Annotated in this window: 12 protein-coding genes; all 12 read left to right on the top strand. The window is 42.8% G+C overall.

The window, feature by feature from the left end; genetic code table 11:
• Positions 1–464: 464 nt before the first annotated feature.
• The 12 genes from FZC79_RS01395 (at position 465) to FZC79_RS01335 (ending at position 17,008) form a co-directional block, all read left to right on the top strand.
• A complete protein-coding gene (locus tag FZC79_RS01395; RefSeq protein WP_148945106.1) occupies positions 465–1,259 on the top strand; it encodes an isoprenyl transferase in 795 nt (264 codons plus the stop codon).
• A complete protein-coding gene (locus FZC79_RS01390; RefSeq protein WP_148945105.1) occupies positions 1,256–2,050 on the top strand; it encodes a phosphatidate cytidylyltransferase in 795 nt (264 codons plus the stop codon). The genes FZC79_RS01395 and FZC79_RS01390 overlap by 4 nt, the downstream gene beginning before the upstream one ends.
• Before the next feature lie 51 nt (positions 2,051–2,101).
• Positions 2,102–3,253, top strand: coding sequence for a 1-deoxy-D-xylulose-5-phosphate reductoisomerase (gene dxr, locus FZC79_RS01385; protein WP_148945104.1), 1,152 nt, complete (start codon positions 2,102–2,104; stop codon positions 3,251–3,253).
• A gap of 253 nt (positions 3,254–3,506) precedes the next feature.
• Complete coding sequence (rseP, locus tag FZC79_RS01380) at positions 3,507–4,763, top strand: RIP metalloprotease RseP (RefSeq protein ID WP_148945103.1); 1,257 nt, start codon at positions 3,507–3,509, stop codon at positions 4,761–4,763.
• Positions 4,764–5,158: 395 nt separating this feature from the next.
• Positions 5,159–6,865, top strand: coding sequence for a proline--tRNA ligase (locus FZC79_RS01375; protein ID WP_148945102.1), 1,707 nt, complete (start codon positions 5,159–5,161; stop codon positions 6,863–6,865).
• 665 nt (positions 6,866–7,530) lie between these two features.
• The gene (locus tag FZC79_RS01365; protein ID WP_148945101.1) at positions 7,531–11,853 is read left to right on the top strand and encodes a PolC-type DNA polymerase III; all 4,323 of its coding nucleotides are present in this window, start codon (positions 7,531–7,533) and stop codon (positions 11,851–11,853) included.
• Positions 11,854–12,322: 469 nt separating this feature from the next.
• Positions 12,323–12,793 (top strand): ribosome maturation factor RimP, encoded by a 471-nt coding sequence (gene rimP, locus FZC79_RS01360; protein ID WP_148945100.1) that lies wholly within the window; start codon positions 12,323–12,325, stop codon positions 12,791–12,793.
• Between the two features lie 38 nt (positions 12,794–12,831).
• Positions 12,832–13,956: a transcription termination factor NusA gene (gene nusA / locus FZC79_RS01355; RefSeq protein WP_148945099.1), complete on the top strand. Its 1,125-nt coding sequence runs from the start codon at positions 12,832–12,834 to the stop codon at positions 13,954–13,956.
• An 11-nt stretch (positions 13,957–13,967) separates the two neighbouring features.
• Complete coding sequence (gene rnpM / locus FZC79_RS01350) at positions 13,968–14,237, top strand: RNase P modulator RnpM (RefSeq protein WP_148945098.1); 270 nt, start codon at positions 13,968–13,970, stop codon at positions 14,235–14,237.
• Positions 14,238–14,248: 11 nt separating this feature from the next.
• Entirely contained in the window at positions 14,249–14,569 is a 321-nt protein-coding gene (locus FZC79_RS01345; RefSeq protein ID WP_187442606.1) for a YlxQ family RNA-binding protein, read from the top strand.
• 4 nt (positions 14,570–14,573) lie between these two features.
• Positions 14,574–16,730: a translation initiation factor IF-2 gene (gene infB / locus FZC79_RS01340; RefSeq protein ID WP_148945097.1), complete on the top strand. Its 2,157-nt coding sequence runs from the start codon at positions 14,574–14,576 to the stop codon at positions 16,728–16,730.
• Positions 16,730–17,008 (top strand): DUF503 domain-containing protein, encoded by a 279-nt coding sequence (locus FZC79_RS01335; RefSeq protein WP_148945096.1) that lies wholly within the window; start codon positions 16,730–16,732, stop codon positions 17,006–17,008. The genes infB and FZC79_RS01335 overlap by 1 nt, the downstream gene beginning before the upstream one ends.
• The last annotated feature ends 41 nt before the right edge of the window (positions 17,009–17,049 follow it).

Raw genomic sequence — 17,049 nt, 5'->3', positions numbered from 1 at the left:
GTATCCAGGAGAACAAACGAATCTTAGGGTTCTTATGTAAGCAGCAAATTAAACAGTCTTCAATTCACATAACTGCAGGCAAGAAAGGCAGGCATGGTGAAAAGAACGTTATGAAAAGAGCTGTTAATACATACTAAATATACATAAAGCGAAGCGATTTCTGTTTTTTAAAGATTAATATACATATTTTTGATATGATAGTAGGGAAAAAAGTTTTCCTATCCGATTTTAGTTTCTATGGAGAATCCTTGTTTATAAATTATGTTATTATTACTGCAGCGTGAAAAGTCCTATTAGGGGATTGAAAGGCAGCATGCTGCGAAGCTTCACAATTCATTTATAATGTGAGATTCTAATCCGCGTTGCAGGTGAGTATGGCCTGTGCACGGATCATAAAGGCAATATCAATGTCTTTGCCGGCATTCAAACTAAAATTGATACTATAGTCTTGTGGAGGATCATTTATGTTAAATAGAATGAAGTTATGGAAAAGTCAAAAGGATAAATCCGAGGTTGACGAAAAATTTCATGACGTGTTAAAGTACCAGATTCCCGGCCACATCGCTATCATAATGGACGGTAATGGAAGATGGGCCAAAAAGAGGGCCCTCCCTAGAATAGCCGGCCACCATGAGGGGATGAAAGTGGTTCGCAAAATTACTAAAATGGCTAATGAACTAGGAGTCAAAACATTAACACTGTATGCCTTTTCGACAGAAAATTGGAAGAGGCCTAAAATGGAAGTGGACTATCTTATGAAACTTCCTGAAGAGTTCCTTGGTACTTTTCTGCCAGAATTGATTGAGGAAAACGTAAGGGTAACAATGATGGGTTATGAGGATAAACTTCCGTCCCATACAGCTAATGCAATCAAGAAGGCAATGAAAGAAACGGAACATAATGATGGGCTTGTATTAAACTTTGCCCTGAACTATGGTAGCCGATTTGAAATCATTGAGGCTGTAAAGGATGTCTTAAATGATGTCAGCAATGGTATAATAGATAAAAATGAAATTAACGAAGAAACCTTCTCTAATTATTTGTTGACAAAGGATCTTCCCGATCCGGATCTTTTAATCCGTACCAGTGGTGAAATCAGGCTCAGTAATTTTATGCTTTGGCAGTTGGCGTATACTGAATTTTGGTTTACTCCAGTTCTATGGCCGGATTTTAAGGAAGAACACTTAATTGAAGCAATAGAAGTGTATCAAGGAAGATCAAGAAGGTTCGGCGGTATACAAAGTGAGGAATTGGAATGAAACAAAGAATACTAACTGGAGTTATAGCAGCGGCAGTATTTCTGCCAATAGTATTGTTCGGCGGTACGCCGTTTTTAATTTTAACTTATCTGATTGCAACGGTAGGCCTTTATGAAGCTCTAAAAATGAGGAATTTGCACCTGCTATCGATACCTGGAATAATTTCTATCGCACTTTTATGGATTTTTTTACTTCCGGATCAATATATTGGTGTTATAGAGGGATTGGGTTACAGTAAGATTGAGCTTGCATTGCTTGCTGTTTTGCTGTTCCTTACTTATACAGTAGCCGCAAAGAACAGATTCTCTTTTGATGATGTTGCTTTCTCCATCTTGGCGACACTTTATGTCGGGATTGGATTTTATTACTTCATTGAAACCAGGAATGCTGATGCAGGAATACAGTTTGTTTTTTATTCGCTGTTTTTAATCTGGTCAACTGATTCAGGAGCTTATTTTATCGGACGGGCTTTCGGGAAAAAGAAACTCTGGCCGGATATCAGTCCTAATAAGACAATTGAAGGCTCTGTAGGCGGAGTCATTTGTGCAATGGCAGTGGCAGTCATTTTCACTTTGTTTACAGATTTGGCCATATCCCTTCCAAAGCTGTTAATTGTTTCTGCCATATTGTCTGTATTCGGGCAAATTGGCGATTTGGTCGAATCAGCTTTGAAACGACACTATAATGTGAAAGATTCTGGTCAGCTGCTGCCTGGACATGGCGGAATTTTGGACCGCTTTGATAGTCTTTTATTCGTGCTGCCTTTGCTGCATTTTTTGAATGTTCTATAAGTCATAAAGCAATAGCTGAAAAACTTGGTCTTAATGTAGGAGTGAATGTTTTTGAGGAAAATCAGTCTTATGGGGGCAACCGGATCAATTGGAATGCAAACCCTTGATGTAATACGAGAGAATAAGGAACAATTTGAACTTACAGCCATCTCTGCAGGGAGAAATATAGCCGAAACCCGCAAGATCATTCAAGAGTTTAATCCACGGCTTGTTTCTGTCCAATTGAAAGAGGATGCAGAGATTTTGAAAAACGAGGTACCTCATGGAACAAAAGTGCTTTGGGGGGAGGAAGGACTCCTTGAAACTGCCTGTCATGAGGATACAGATGTTCTGGTGAATGCAGTGCTAGGAAGCGTTGGCCTATTCCCTACACTGAGGGCAATAGAGGCTGGAAAAACGATTGCCATTGCGAACAAGGAAACCCTGGTGACTGCTGGTCATATTGTCATGGAAGCTGCCGCTAGAAATCAGGTCTCTCTCTTGCCGGTTGACAGTGAGCATTCTGCCATTTTTCAAAGCCTTCAAGGTGAAAATACGAAGAATATCGAATCCCTGATCATTACAGCTTCAGGAGGCAGCTTCCGTGACCGAACAAGAACCGAGCTGGAAGGGGTGACTGTAGATGAAGCGCTCAATCATCCCAATTGGGCTATGGGTGCGAAAATCACGATAGATTCTGCAACGATGATGAATAAAGGTCTGGAAGTCATAGAGGCTCATTGGCTGTTTGGCATTCCTTATGAAAATATAAAAGTTTTGTTACATAGAGAAAGCATCATCCATTCTATGGTGGAATTCCATGATAGTTCAGTTATGGCTCAGCTTGGAACACCTGACATGAGAGTGCCGATTCAATATGCACTGACATACCCGGATCGTTTTGCCAGACCGAGGGGAGGCAGACTGAACCTTGCTGAAATCGGAAAGCTGCATTTTGAGGAAATGGATTTTGAACGTTTCCGCTGTCTGGAATATTGTTTTGAGGCAGGAAAGGCTGGCGGATCTATGCCGGCAGTCCTGAATGCTGCCAATGAAGCAGCGGTGGCACGCTTCCTGAATGGGGATATTTCTTTCCTGGATATTGAGACCCTCATAGAAAAATCCCTTACAAGGCATGAATTGATTAAACAGCCTGATCTGGAGGCCATAAGGGAGATCGATTCTGAAACGCGCCGATTTGTAAATGAGTTGAAACTTGGTTGATGATAGTTTCTGAACTTAGATCATTTACAGGTTCAGGTTGATCCTTCTTTATGCGGGATGTTTGCTTGAAAGGCTGGCCGCTCTTACCGAAGCAAGGGAGAGGTTGAATGCGGCCTCCCGCTGCTATTGTTCTTAAAAACACGAAATTGGTAATGTTCCTTGTTTTCGTTGAAGGGTATAACTGCAGAATGCAGCTTTTTAACAGTACAATTTGAATTTCATTTACACATACTCTATAAAGGTGGTTTTCTATTTGCAGACAGTGATAGCCTTTATTATCATTTTTGGCGCACTTGTTTTCTTCCATGAATTGGGACATTTAATTTTTGCCAAAAGAGCGGGGATCATGTGCCGGGAGTTTGCTATTGGCTTTGGCCCAAAAGTGTTCTCCTACAAGAAATCAGAAACAACTTATACGATAAGGCTGCTGCCGCTTGGAGGCTTTGTCCGAATGGCAGGAGAAGATCCGGAAATGGTGGATCTGAAGCCGGGTTACAGAATAGGATTGGTTCTTGATAAAAACGAAACAATTCAAAAAATCATAATTAACAATAAAGACAGATACCCGGATATCCGGGTCGTAGAAGTAGAAGAAAGTGATTTGGAACACAAGTTATTCATCCGTGGATATGAAGATGGAGAAGAAGAATTGAAGACTTTCTCTATCGGAAGAGAAGCGGTCATTATTGAAGATGGTATGGAAACACAAGTGGCACCTTGGGACCGGCAGTTTGCTTCCAAAACTCTATCCCAGAGAGCAATGGCTATCTTTGCAGGTCCTTTATTTAACTTCATCTTGGCGTTTTTTATCTTTTTAATCGTAGGTTTGCTGCAGGGAGTACCCGTAGATGAACCTGTACTTGGAAAGCTTACCGAAGATGGTGCAGCGAGAGAAGCTGGTCTTCAACAGGGTGACGAAGTATTAAGTGTGGATGGCAACGAGATTTCCACATGGGAAGATATTGTCAGCATCATTCAGAAGCACCCTGGCGATCAACTCCTATTCACTATTGACCGTAATGGTGTTACTGAAGAGATTGCTGTTACTCCAAAACCGCAAGTGATTGAAGATCAGGAGATAGGTATAATCGGGGCATATAACCCTGTAGAAAAGTCTCCATTAAAAGTGGTCGGTAATGGTTTTACACAAACCTATGAATGGACAAAGCTGATTTTTGTCATGCTTGGAAAGCTCATAACCGGGCAGTTCTCCATAGATGCCCTGTCAGGTCCTGTCGGGATCTATCAGTCAACTGATATCGTTGCAAAATCTGGTATCTACAATTTAATGAATTGGGGAGCCATCCTCAGTATCAACCTGGGTATTATGAACCTACTTCCTATTCCTGCACTGGATGGCGGAAGATTGATGTTCTTCCTCGTAGAAGCGGTAAGAGGCAAACCTGTAGACCGCCACAAAGAAGGTATGGTCCACTTTATCGGTTTTGCTTTATTGATGGTATTAATGCTTGTGGTTACCTGGAACGATATTCAGCGTTTCTTCTTGTAAGATTCACCGGGGAAAGAGAATGAACTTGTTCGTTCTCTTTTCTTTTCATGATTATCAGGTTCTTCCGGTGAATAAGGAATTTTTGAGAATTAGTATTAAATCGCCACAAAGTTTGCGAAAAGAGCCTTTAGAAAAAACGACTCTTCTGAAGCTTGCAGTAATTGCATCATTCGTCCATTATTAAATAATATAAATCTTGTTACCGAAAGATAATTCAGTAGAATTTTTTTTAGCAACAGGCGCACTTTTTGTGAATCATCCTTTTGTAAAAAAAGTGTTATATAAGTTGCTAAAGTCTGGAGCGGCAGTCATGCGGCTGAGCCGGAAATCCGCCGCTTTTCAGAAGAGTAAATATAAAAAAGTTATCAATCTTATTTTAGTCGAGGTGGAACACAATGAAACAAAGTATGACGCTAATTCCAACGCTGAGGGAAACACCAGCAGATGCAGAAGTGAAAAGTCACCAGCAGTTACTGAGAGCAGGTTATATCAGGCAAAATGCCAGTGGTATTTATAGTTTTCTTCCTTTGGGACGTAAAGTTCTTCAAAAAGTGGAAGAAATCATTCGAGAGGAAATGATTAACGCAGGCGGAGTGGAACTATTGATGCCGGCGCTGCAGCAGGCAGAACTATGGCAGGAATCGGGAAGGTGGAATACATACGGCCCCGAATTAATGCGAATGGAGGACAGGCACAAGCGCAGTTTTGCTTTGGGTGCCACCCATGAAGAGGTCATCACTTCCCTTGTAAGAGATGAAATCAAGTCTTATAAGAAACTGCCTCTTACCCTGTTTCAAATCCAGACAAAGTTCCGTGATGAAAAGCGTCCGCGATTCGGGTTGCTTAGAGGAAGAGAATTCATCATGAAAGATGCTTACTCATTCCATTCTTCATATGAAAGCCTTGATGATACCTATGAGAAAATGTTTCAGGCATATTCCAATGTGTTCAAGCGCTGCGGTTTGAACTTCAGGGCAGTAATCGCCGATTCTGGCGCAATGGGCGGAAAAGATACTCATGAATTCATGGTGCTTTCTGAAATTGGAGAAGATACGATAGCTTACTCTGACACTTCCCGTTATGCGGCAAATATCGAGATGGCTCCTGTCTTGGCTCAATTTGAAGAATCCGCAGAAGATGTGAAGGGTATTGAAAAGGCAGAAACACCCGGTATTAAAACGATTGAGGAAGTGAGCCGCCAGCTGGAAGCTGGGAAAGACAAATGTATCAAATCGCTTCTCTTTAAAGCAGACGAAGAATTTGTTCTTGTCCTAGTGCGCGGGGACCATGAAGTGAATGATATTAAAGTAAAGAATCTGCTGAACGCATCTGTCGTTGAGTTAGCTTCTGCTGAGGAAACAAAACAACTTCTTAAAGCCCCTGTAGGTTCAGTCGGCCCTGTGAAACTACAAGCAGAAGTGACTATCATTGCTGACGAGGCAGTAAAATATATTAAAAATGCTGTTTGCGGTGCAAACGAAGAAGGTTATCATTATTTAAATGTTAATCACGGAAGAGATTTTGAGGTGAATCAATTCGCAGACCTTCGATTCATTCAAGAGGGAGATCCATCTCCTGACGGCGAAGGAACCATCCGATTTGCAAAAGGAATTGAAGTAGGTCATGTCTTCAAGCTCGGTACACGATACAGTGATGCTATGGGTGCACAGTACCTTGATGAAAATGGAAGATCTCAATCCATGATCATGGGCTGTTATGGGATAGGTGTTTCGAGGACACTTGCAGCTGCTGCGGAGCAGTACAGCGATGAAAATGGATTGCAGTGGCCTTCCAGTTTAACACCATTCGATGCTCATATTATCCCGGTCAATATCAAAAATGATGATCAAAGAGGGCTTGCAGAACTGTTATATGCTCAATTGAAAGAGCATAGATTTGACGTGCTCCTTGATGACCGCCAAGAACGCCCTGGAGTTAAGTTTACAGACTCAGATTTGATTGGAATTCCTTTCAGAATTACGGTCGGCAAGAAAGCAGCAGATGGAGTAGTAGAAGTGAAAGTCAGAAAAAGTGGTGAAGTCATCGAAGTACACAAAGATGAACTAGCCGCTAAGCTGCAGGAATTATTTCGCAATCAATAACAGCGGAATTTATGGTAAGATAAATCTAAAGACTAAGAAAGGGTCTGATCATTAGGTCAGTCCCTTTGTTATGTATAAAGCGGAAGCGCCTTGTTCAGCCCCGACAGGCAAATGTTCCTTAGAGAAAAAAGGCGGTTTTTCCTTTTATTCTCTGCGGGTTATTTGACCCCGAGGGGCTAGGCGCTGGAGGTGGATTGAGTATAAAGCGGAAGCGGCCGTTCAGCGCCGTACAGATTTCAGGGCTCACGCATGAGATACAGGAAACACAGCGAACACAGTGAGCTGGTGATCATTTCTCTAAGACTTTACTTCTGGTCTATACGAGGAGATATTTAATCAAAGAAAAAACCCTAATACCCGCTTTTTCTAAGAACAACTTTATATAAGATCAGGAAATGAACTAGTTGACTTATCGCAAGGAGAGAGACCAATATCTCCTGGACGCTAAATCCGCTCCATCGGGTAAGGAACCTCGGCTGTTGAAGCTGGTTTGGTATAAAACGGATACGGTCAAGCATCTTCCGCTTTAATATAATCTCAGGAGTATCCAGATTATGATTGCAATCCTCTAACTATGCTTGATTTTTGATAAACTGAAAGTGTGACGTTGTCTAATATGAAAGATTTTATTATAGATAAAGATAAAAGAATGGGGGAGAAATAATTTGCAGGAGAATCCCGCCGGTAAAAAAGAAAGATTTCAAGTCCTTCTCATGCAGCTTGGATTGACAGAAGATGCTGTTGTAAGGCATTTTCAATCTGCCCAGATTGAAAAGCTGTTGGTTGACCGCCAGGAAAAGAGATGGCATTTCCACTTTACATTAGAGAAGCTTGTTCCTTGTTCAGTATGGAGTACCTTTTCCATTAGATTGCAGCAAGCCTTTCAGCATATAGCAAAAGTCCAATACTCCATCAAGCTGGTCGATGACTCGCACACGGAAGAGCAGCTTCTCGAATATTGGAGCGAATGCATTAAAGAAATTGACGGAATTTCGCCGCCTCTTCTGGCTCTTTTAAATAAACAGGTTCCTAGGATTAAAGGAAGCAAGATCATTGTGGAAACATCAAATGAAACAGAGGCCACTGCCTTAAAAAGAAAGTATGCAGGCTTTATTGCATCTGTATTTCAAAATTTCGGTTTCCCTGCTTACACAATTGATGCGGAAGTCAAGCAGTCAGACAGCGGAAACGATGACTATAAGCAATTCCTCGAAGCGAAAAGAAAAGAAGACGAAGAACGAGCCAAACAGGCAGTTATCGAGATGCAGAAGCAGGCAAATGAGAAAGAACAGGATGGTGCACCATCCGGACCAGTCAATATCGGCCTGACAATCAAAGATGATGCTGATTTCCGAAAGATCGAGCAAATCTATGATGAGGAAAGAAGAATTGCTCTTGAAGGATATATTTTCGATGCTGAAACGAAAGAACTTCGAAGCGGCAGGACCTTATTAACATTCAAAATCACTGATTATACAAGTTCAATCCTTGTTAAAATGTTCTCCCGTGATAAGGAAGATGCAGCTATCATGGGCAATGTGAAAAAAGGAATGTGGGTCCGCTGCAGAGGAAGTATCCAGAACGATACATTTGTCAGGGACTTAGTCATGATTGCCAATGATGTTAATGAAATCACTCCGGTCCTGAGGAAAGATACAGCACCTGAAGATGAGAAAAGGGTTGAACTCCATCTTCATACACCTATGAGTCAAATGGATGGTATTTCTTCAGTGGCTGATCTTGTAGGACAGGCGAAAAAATGGGGCCATAAAGCTGTAGCAATTACAGATCACGCTGTCGTTCAATCATTCCCTGAAGCGTATAATGCCAGCAAGAAACACGGAGTCAAAATTCTATACGGACTTGAGGCAAATCTGGTGGATGATGGCGTGCCAATCGCCTATAATGATGCCCATCGTAATTTGGAAGAAGATACTTATGTGGTGTTTGATGTGGAAACGACCGGTCTTTCTGCAATGTATAACACGATTATCGAACTGGCGGCGGTTAAGATTCGCGATGGTGAAATCATAGACCGATTTGAGTCATTTGCTAATCCTCATCATCCATTATCTGCAACGACCATCAATTTGACAGGTATCACAGATGAAATGGTGAAGGATGCCCCGGAAATTGAGGAGGCATTGAAATCATTTAAAGATTGGGCAGAAGATGCTGTCCTGGTTGCACATAATGCTTCCTTTGATATGGGCTTCCTGAATGTAGGATACGGAAAGGCAGGTCTGGATAAAGCTGAAAATCCTGTCATTGATACTCTTGAATTGGGAAGGCTACTGTATCCGGAGATGAAAAACCACCGTCTGAATACACTGGCCAAAAAGTTTGATATAGAACTGACTCAGCATCACCGGGCAATATATGATGCAGAGGCAACAGGCTATCTCCTGCTCAAGATGCTAAAAGATGCTCATGAAAAAGGTATTGTCTATCATGATCAGTTCAATGATTATATGGGGAAAGGCGACTCATACAAGCGCTCACGCCCATCTCACGTAACTTTGCTTGCGCAGAACGAAGAAGGGTTAAAGAATTTGTTTCAGCTGGTGACAAGGTCTCATTTGGAATACTTCTTCCGTGTACCGAGGATCCCCCGGTCACTGCTCCGCAAATACAGGAGCGGTATTCTCATAGGGTCAGGGTGCGACAAAGGTGAAGTCTTTGAAGGGATGATGCAGAAGGCTCCGGAAGAAGTGGAAGAAGTTGCCCGGTTTTATGATTATCTCGAGGTCCATCCGAAAGAAGTCTATCAGCACTTAATAGAACTGGAACTTATTCAATCCAATCAGAACCTGGAAGAAATCATCGGAAACATCGTTAAGCTTGGAGAAAAGCTGGACCTTCCGGTAGTGGCGACAGGAAACGTACATTATCTTAATCCTACAGATAAAGTTCATCGGGAGATTCTTGTCGGTTCACAGGGCGGAGCCAATCCGCTTAACCGCCACAAACTTCCTGATGTTCATTTTAGAACAACAAATGAAATGCTTGATTGTTTTTCATTCCTTGGGAAAGACAAAGCGAAAGAAATAGTTGTGACGAACACGAATAAAATCGCAGACTTAATCGAAGACGTTAAACCAATCAAAGATGATTTATATACTCCTAAAATCGAAGGTGCAGACGAAGAAATGCGCCGGATGAGTTATGCGATGGCAAAGAGTATCTACGGGGAGGAACTTCCTGAAATTGTCGAGGCAAGACTTGAAAAGGAATTGAAAAGCATTATTGGACATGGGTTTGCTGTTATCTATTTGATTTCGGCAAAACTTGTTAAAAAATCTCTGAGTGATGGATATCTGGTAGGGTCACGTGGATCGGTCGGCTCGTCCCTTGTGGCCACAATGACGGAAATCACGGAAGTTAACCCGCTGCCGCCTCATTATGTATGTCCATCATGCAAGCATTCAGAGTTCTTCGATGATGGATCAGTGGGGTCAGGGTTTGACCTTCCGAATAAGAAATGTCCTGAATGCGGAACTCAATTTAAAAAAGATGGACATGATATCCCTTTTGAAACTTTCCTTGGTTTTAAAGGAGATAAAGTCCCCGATATCGATTTGAACTTCTCCGGTGAGTACCAGCCGCAGGCGCATGACTATACAAAAGTCCTGTTCGGCGAGGATAACGTTTACCGTGCCGGTACTATTGGAACAGTAGCGGACAAAACGGCTTTCGGGTATGTAAAAGGATACGCTTCAGACAATAACCTGCAAATCAGGGGAGCGGAAGTCGACAGGCTGGCCAAAGGATGCACAGGTGTCAAGAGAACCACCGGTCAGCATCCAGGCGGAATCATCGTTGTACCTGATTATATGGATATTTTCGATTTTTCGCCTATCCAATTTCCGGCGGACGACAAAAACTCGGAATGGAAAACGACACATTTTGATTTCCACTCCATTCACGATAATTTGCTGAAACTTGATATACTTGGACACGATGATCCAACCGTCATCCGTATGCTTCAAGACTTATCCGGCATCGACCCTAAAACGATTCCTACAGATGACCCTGAAGTCATGAAGATTTTCAGCGGTACAGAGTCCCTTGGGGTTACTCAGGATCAGATTATGTGTAAAACTGGAACATTAGGTATTCCAGAGTTCGGAACACGATTTGTCCGGCAGATGCTCGAAGATACAAAACCGACTACCTTCTCTGAACTTGTTCAGATTTCCGGTCTTTCACATGGAACAGATGTATGGCTTGGAAATGCCCAGGAATTGATCCACAATAATATCTGTAACCTGAGTGAAGTTATCGGATGTCGTGATGATATCATGGTCTATTTGATTTATCAGGGCCTTGAACCTTCATTGGCGTTTAAAATAATGGAATTTGTCCGAAAAGGAAAGGGACTTCAGCCTGAATGGGAAGAGGAAATGGCCAAAAATGGTGTTCCCGGCTGGTATGTCGATTCCTGCAAAAAAATTAAATACATGTTCCCTAAAGCCCATGCTGCCGCCTATGTATTGATGGCTGTAAGGATCGCCTATTTTAAAGTCCACCATGCCCTGCTCTATTATTCTGCTTACTTTACTGTCCGTGCAGAAGACTTTGATATAGAAGCAATGGTGAGGGGAAGCCAGGCTGTCAAGGCAAAGGTTGAAGAAATCAACAGCAAGGGACTTGATGCTTCGCCAAAAGAAAAGAATACATTGACAGTGCTGGAACTTGCCTTGGAAATGTGTGAAAGGGGCTATAAATTCCAAAAGGTGGATTTATACAGATCTTCAGCGACAGAATTCGTTATTGATGGAGATTCGCTTATTCCACCGTTCAACGCTATACCCGGCCTTGGCACAAATGCGGCGATCAACATTGTCAATGCACGAAAAGAAGGAGAATTCCTTTCAAAGGAAGATCTTCAGCAAAGAGGAAGAGTATCCAAGACGATCATTGAGTACCTGACAAATCACGGCTGCCTTGATGCCCTTCCCGACCAGAACCAACTGTCCTTATTCTAATGCGGACCCTTGCCTGTCAAGGGTTTTGTTTGCAAAAAAATGTTGGTTATGGTATATTTTTATTGGAAATACTAATGATAACTCTGAAGAAAGAGTGGGGCGCCCCCACTCTTTCGTTGTTGATTAGGGATTTTTGCTTGACTGGATTCTATTTGTTCATCTTATGACAGAAACGAATCTTGCTCTGCCTTTCATCCCTCAAGCCGAAAGTCATCTTGTAGCAGGAATGATAAAATATCTTTCAAGTGGGTTTCGGATTAAGCCTGTCTGCAGCTGCTGCTGACAGGCTGGAGCCCTCACAGGTCTTTCAGGCTTGGTATCCAGACTAACGAGAGTTAAGGTGATAGACAGGGGTTGTGCAGCGAAGGTTGTGGCAATACCTGTCTATATTACTAGGCGTCCGATATTTTATTCGCTGGGAATGATTATTCCTGGTCCAAGATTTCTTTTTATAATCCAGGAGGTATGTATGAGTAAAATCACTGAACTCGTAGATGAACTCGTGACACCGATTTTAGATGACATGTCACTTGAATTGGTAGATGTTGAATATGTTAAAGAAGGCTCGAACTGGTTCCTGCGTGTATTTGTTGACAAAGACAGCGGAGTCGACATTGAGGAATGCGGAATCGTAAGTGAGCGGCTGAGTGAAAAACTGGATGAACTTGATCCGATCACCCACAATTACTTTCTTGAGGTTTCTTCTCCAGGGGCAGAACGCCCGCTGAAAAAAGAAAGGGACTTTGAGAAAGCGATCGGGAAAAATGTCCTGGTGAAAACATATGAACCTATCAATGGAGAAAAAGCGATTGAAGGGAAGCTCCTGTCTTATAATGGAGACTCTTTATCAATAGAAATGACAATCAAGACAAGGAAAAAGCAGGTAGACATTCCGATGGAAAAGGTAGCTAAAGCACGTCTGGCTGTCACTTTTTCATAAGACGGAAGGACCTTTATTAGAAGGGGGATGACATAATAATGAGTTCACAATTACTTGAGGCTCTTAATGTACTTGAAAAAGAAAAAGGCATCTCTAGGGATGTTATTATCGAAGCTATTGAAGCTGCCCTTGTTTCTGCTTACAAGCGAAACTTCAACCAGGCGCAGAATGTGAGGGTCGATCTTAATCTCGAAACGGGTTCCATGCGTGTATTTGCCCGCAAGGAAATCGTTGATGAAGTTTTTGACTCACGCCTCGAGATCTCCCTGGAAGATGCAAAACAAATCAACCCTGGTTATGACACAGGGGATGTAGTAGAGCTGGAGGTCACGCCTAAAGACTTCGGCCGAATTGCTGCACAAACAGCCAAACAGGTTGTAACACAGCGTGTAAGGGAAGCGGAACGCGGGATTATCTACTCTGAATTCGCTGACAGGGAAGAAGACATCATGACAGGTATCGTCCAAAGGCAGGACGGACGTTTTATTTATGTTGCGCTTGGAAAGATCGAAGCGCTTCTGCCGGTTAATGAGCAAATGCCCAACGAGTCATACAAACCGCATGACCGTATTAAGGTGTTTATTACAAAGGTGGAAAAAACAACAAAAGGACCGCAGATTTTTGTGTCAAGAACCCACCCAGGCCTGTTAAAAAGGTTGTTTGAAATTGAAGTGCCTGAGATTTTTGACGGAACAGTGGAAATTAAATCTGTTGCCCGGGAAGCAGGCGACCGTTCCAAAATTTCCGTGTCTGCCTCAAATGAGGAAATCGATTCTGTCGGAGCCTGTGTAGGTACCAGAGGAGCCCGTGTCCAGGCGATCGTAAATGAACTCAAAGGCGAGAAGATTGATATTGTCCAATGGTCTGAAGACCCTGTTACATTTGTCGCCAACGCTCTCAGTCCTTCCAAGGTATTGGATGTGCAAGTAGATGAAGACGCAAAGGCAACAAGGGTGGTTGTACCGGACTATCAGCTATCACTGGCAATCGGAAAAAGAGGCCAGAATGCACGCCTTGCTGCAAAATTGACAGGCTGGAAAATTGACATCAAGAGTGAAACAGATGCCCGTGAATTAGGCCTGTATCCAAGCAGCGACGAGCCGCTTCTTCCTGTTAATGAAGAAGAGGATTATGAAGATAATTCTTCCGAAGATCTGGAATAAAGGTGATAGTGATGAGTACTCATAAGAAAATTCCTTTAAGAAAGTGCTTGGCCACAGGGGAAATGAAACCAAAGAAAGAAATGATCAGGATCGTTCGGTCAAAGGAAGGCGAAGTATCCGTTGACCAGACGGGCAAGAAATCAGGGAGAGGGGCATACCTTTCGAAAACAGAGGATGCCATTCTCACAGCAAAGAAGAAAAATGCAATAGCCAATCAATTACAGACAAAAGTGGATGATTCGATTTACGATGAACTGCTGGCGCTGGTGGAAAAGGAGTAATTCACGATTATATGAATCAGGAAAATCGATGGATGTCTCTGCTAGGATTGGCCAATCGGGCACGCAAAGTGATCTCAGGCGAAGAGCTTGTTATTAAGGAAATCAGAAACAACCGGGCTAAAGTCGTTCTGCTTGCAGGCGATGCATCTGATAATACCAGAAAAAAAATCACCGATAAATGCAGCTACTACAAAGTTCCTGTTTATCAAGTGGAAGACAGAGGTGTTCTCGGAAGGGCAATCGGAAAAGAAGCAAGGGTAACCATTGCTGTACTCGATGCCGGTTTTGCAAGTAAGATTTCCAAGCTGCTCGATGAATCTCAATGGGGGTGAACATATGAGCAAATTACGTATATATGAATACGCAAAAAAACATAACGTTTCAAGCAAAGACGTTATTTCCAAACTGAAAGAAATGAATATTGAAGTATCAAATCATATGGCAACACTGGAGGACGACACCGTTAACAAACTAGACAAGTCTTATGGAGGAAAATCTGAAGGTTCTGCTTCAGCTAATACTCCAAATAAAGAAGCAGCAAATAGCAGCACACCGGCAAACCGCGATGGCAAAAAGCCTGAACAGTCAGGCCAGTCAAAAGATAAAAAAGGGTTTAACAATAATAAAAAAGGTAAAAACAACAATAAGCCCAACAACAAGAACAATAATAATAACAACAGAAACAACAACAGAGGCAGCCAGAATACCAACAGCCAGCCTCAAAAGAAAAAGGAAAAAGAGCTTCCAGAAAAAATCACTTTCACAGAATCTCTTACTGTTGCCGAAATGGCGAAAAAATTACACCGCGAGCCTTCTGAAATCATCAAGAAGCTGTTCATGCTCGGTGTAATGGCAACAATAAACCAAGAGCTTGAGAAGGAAGCGATTGAACTTGTCGCTGCTGAGTATGGTGTAGAAGTAGAGGAAGAAATCCTTGTCGATACATCTGATCTGGAAGTATACTTCACAGAAGACTCTGAAGCAGACCAGGTGGAACGACCATCTGTAGTAACCATCATGGGTCACGTTGACCACGGTAAAACGACGCTTTTGGACTCTATCAGAAACACAAAAGTAACCGAAGGGGAAGCGGGCGGAATCACGCAGCATATCGGTGCTTATCAGATTGTTGAGAATGGCAAAAAAATCACGTTCCTTGATACACCTGGACATGCTGCTTTCACCACTATGCGTGCCCGCGGAGCTCAAGTTACGGATATTGCCATCATCGTCGTAGCAGCTGACGACGGCGTAATGCCGCAGACGGTTGAAGCCATCAACCATGCCAAAGCCGCAGAAGTTCCTATCATTATTGCAGTAAACAAAATGGATAAAGAAGCAGCGAACCCTGACCGTGTCATGCAGGAACTTACCGAGTATCAGCTTGTTCCTGAAGCATGGGGCGGCGACACAATCTTCGTACCGCTTTCTGCCCTGAAAGGCGAGGGCATCGATGACCTTCTTGAAATGATCCTGCTTGTAACTGAAGTGGAAGAATTAAAAGCTAATCCTAACCGCCTGGCTCAAGGTACTGTCATTGAAGCAGAACTTGATAAAGGCCGTGGATCAGTAGCAACCCTGCTTGTTCAAAATGGAACGCTGAGAGTCGGTGATCCGATTGTAGTCGGCACCACATTTGGCCGTGTACGTGCAATGGTCAATGATATCGGCCGCCGAGTAAAAGAAGCCGGCCCTTCAACCCCTGTTGAAATCACTGGATTGAATGATGTGCCTCAAGCAGGCGACAGATTCGTCGTGTTCGAAGATGAAAAAACAGCACGTTCCGTAGGGGAAAACCGTGCGCAGCAAGCCCTGCAAGCGCAGCGTGGTGAAAAATCACGTGTCAGCCTTGATAACCTGTTTGAACAGATGAAACAAGGTGAAATGAAAGACCTTAATATTGTCATGAAAGCGGATGTTCAAGGATCTGCAGAAGCTTTGGCTGCTTCACTTCAGAAAATAGAAGTTGAAGGAGTTAATGTTAAAATCATCCACACCGGTGTCGGTGCATTAAATGAATCAGACATCACTCTTGCCGCTGCATCGAATGCAATTGTCATTGGCTTTAATGTAAGGCCGGATGTCAATGCTAAGCGTGCGGCCGATGCAGAGGGTGTAGAAATCCGTCTTCACCGTATCATTTATAAGGTCATTGAAGAGATTGAATCTGCAATGAAAGGTATGCTTGATCCTGAATTTGAAGAGAAAATCATCGGCCAGGCAGAAGTGCGCCAAACATTTAAAGTGTCTAAAGTCGGAACAATTGCGGGAAGCTATGTAACAGACGGGAAAATTACCCGTGACAGCGGTGTCCGCGTAATCCGTGATGGAGTCGTCGTATATGAAGGCGAACTCGATGTCCTGAAACGATTTAAAGACGACGTGAAAGAAGTTGCCACTAACTATGAGTGCGGTATCACAATCAAGAACTTCAACGATATCAAAGAAGGAGATATCATTGAAGCCTTCGTAATGCAGGAAATCAAAAGATAATGATCGCTTATGTGGAATGTGAGTTTATTATCCATGATTCTCATTCTCTTAAGGACAAAAGATCGGTGCTTCAGCGGGTGTTAACCCGCTTGAAGCAAAAATACAATGTAGCGGTGTCTGAAATTGACCACCAGGATGTTTGGCAGAGGACAAGAATAGCCATTGTCACTGTGTCGTCATCCAGTCAATCGGCCCGCGCAGTGATTGACAGTGCTCTGAAGCTGACTGATTCATTTCCCGAATGGGAAAGAGGGGAAACAGTACACGAACTTCTTTAATCCCACAGACTTCAGATATAAACCAGGAAGTTAAGAGGTGA

The organism is Rossellomorea vietnamensis (assembly GCF_008180615.1).
GTDB lineage: Bacteria > Bacillota > Bacilli > Bacillales > Bacillaceae_B > Rossellomorea > Rossellomorea vietnamensis_D.
The sequence above is the reverse complement of the archived record's forward strand: the minus strand, read 5'-3'. Positions and strand labels throughout refer to the sequence as shown.

What these genes read in the sequence shown, in the direction of transcription:
- FZC79_RS01345 (WP_187442606.1), top strand. Translation starts at nt 14,249, where the DNA reads ATGAATCAGGAAAATCGATGGATGTCTCTGCTAGGATTGGCCAATCGG.
- FZC79_RS01390 (WP_148945105.1), top strand. Translation starts at nt 1,256, where the DNA reads ATGAAACAAAGAATACTAACTGGAGTTATAGCAGCGGCAGTATTTCTG.
- rnpM (WP_148945098.1), top strand. Translation starts at nt 13,968, where the DNA reads ATGAGTACTCATAAGAAAATTCCTTTAAGAAAGTGCTTGGCCACAGGG.
- rimP (WP_148945100.1), top strand. Translation starts at nt 12,323, where the DNA reads ATGAGTAAAATCACTGAACTCGTAGATGAACTCGTGACACCGATTTTA.
- FZC79_RS01395 (WP_148945106.1), top strand. Translation starts at nt 465, where the DNA reads ATGTTAAATAGAATGAAGTTATGGAAAAGTCAAAAGGATAAATCCGAG.
- FZC79_RS01375 (WP_148945102.1), top strand. Translation starts at nt 5,159, where the DNA reads ATGAAACAAAGTATGACGCTAATTCCAACGCTGAGGGAAACACCAGCA.
- infB (WP_148945097.1), top strand. Translation starts at nt 14,574, where the DNA reads ATGAGCAAATTACGTATATATGAATACGCAAAAAAACATAACGTTTCA.
- FZC79_RS01335 (WP_148945096.1), top strand. Translation starts at nt 16,730, where the DNA reads ATGATCGCTTATGTGGAATGTGAGTTTATTATCCATGATTCTCATTCT.
- nusA (WP_148945099.1), top strand. Translation starts at nt 12,832, where the DNA reads ATGAGTTCACAATTACTTGAGGCTCTTAATGTACTTGAAAAAGAAAAA.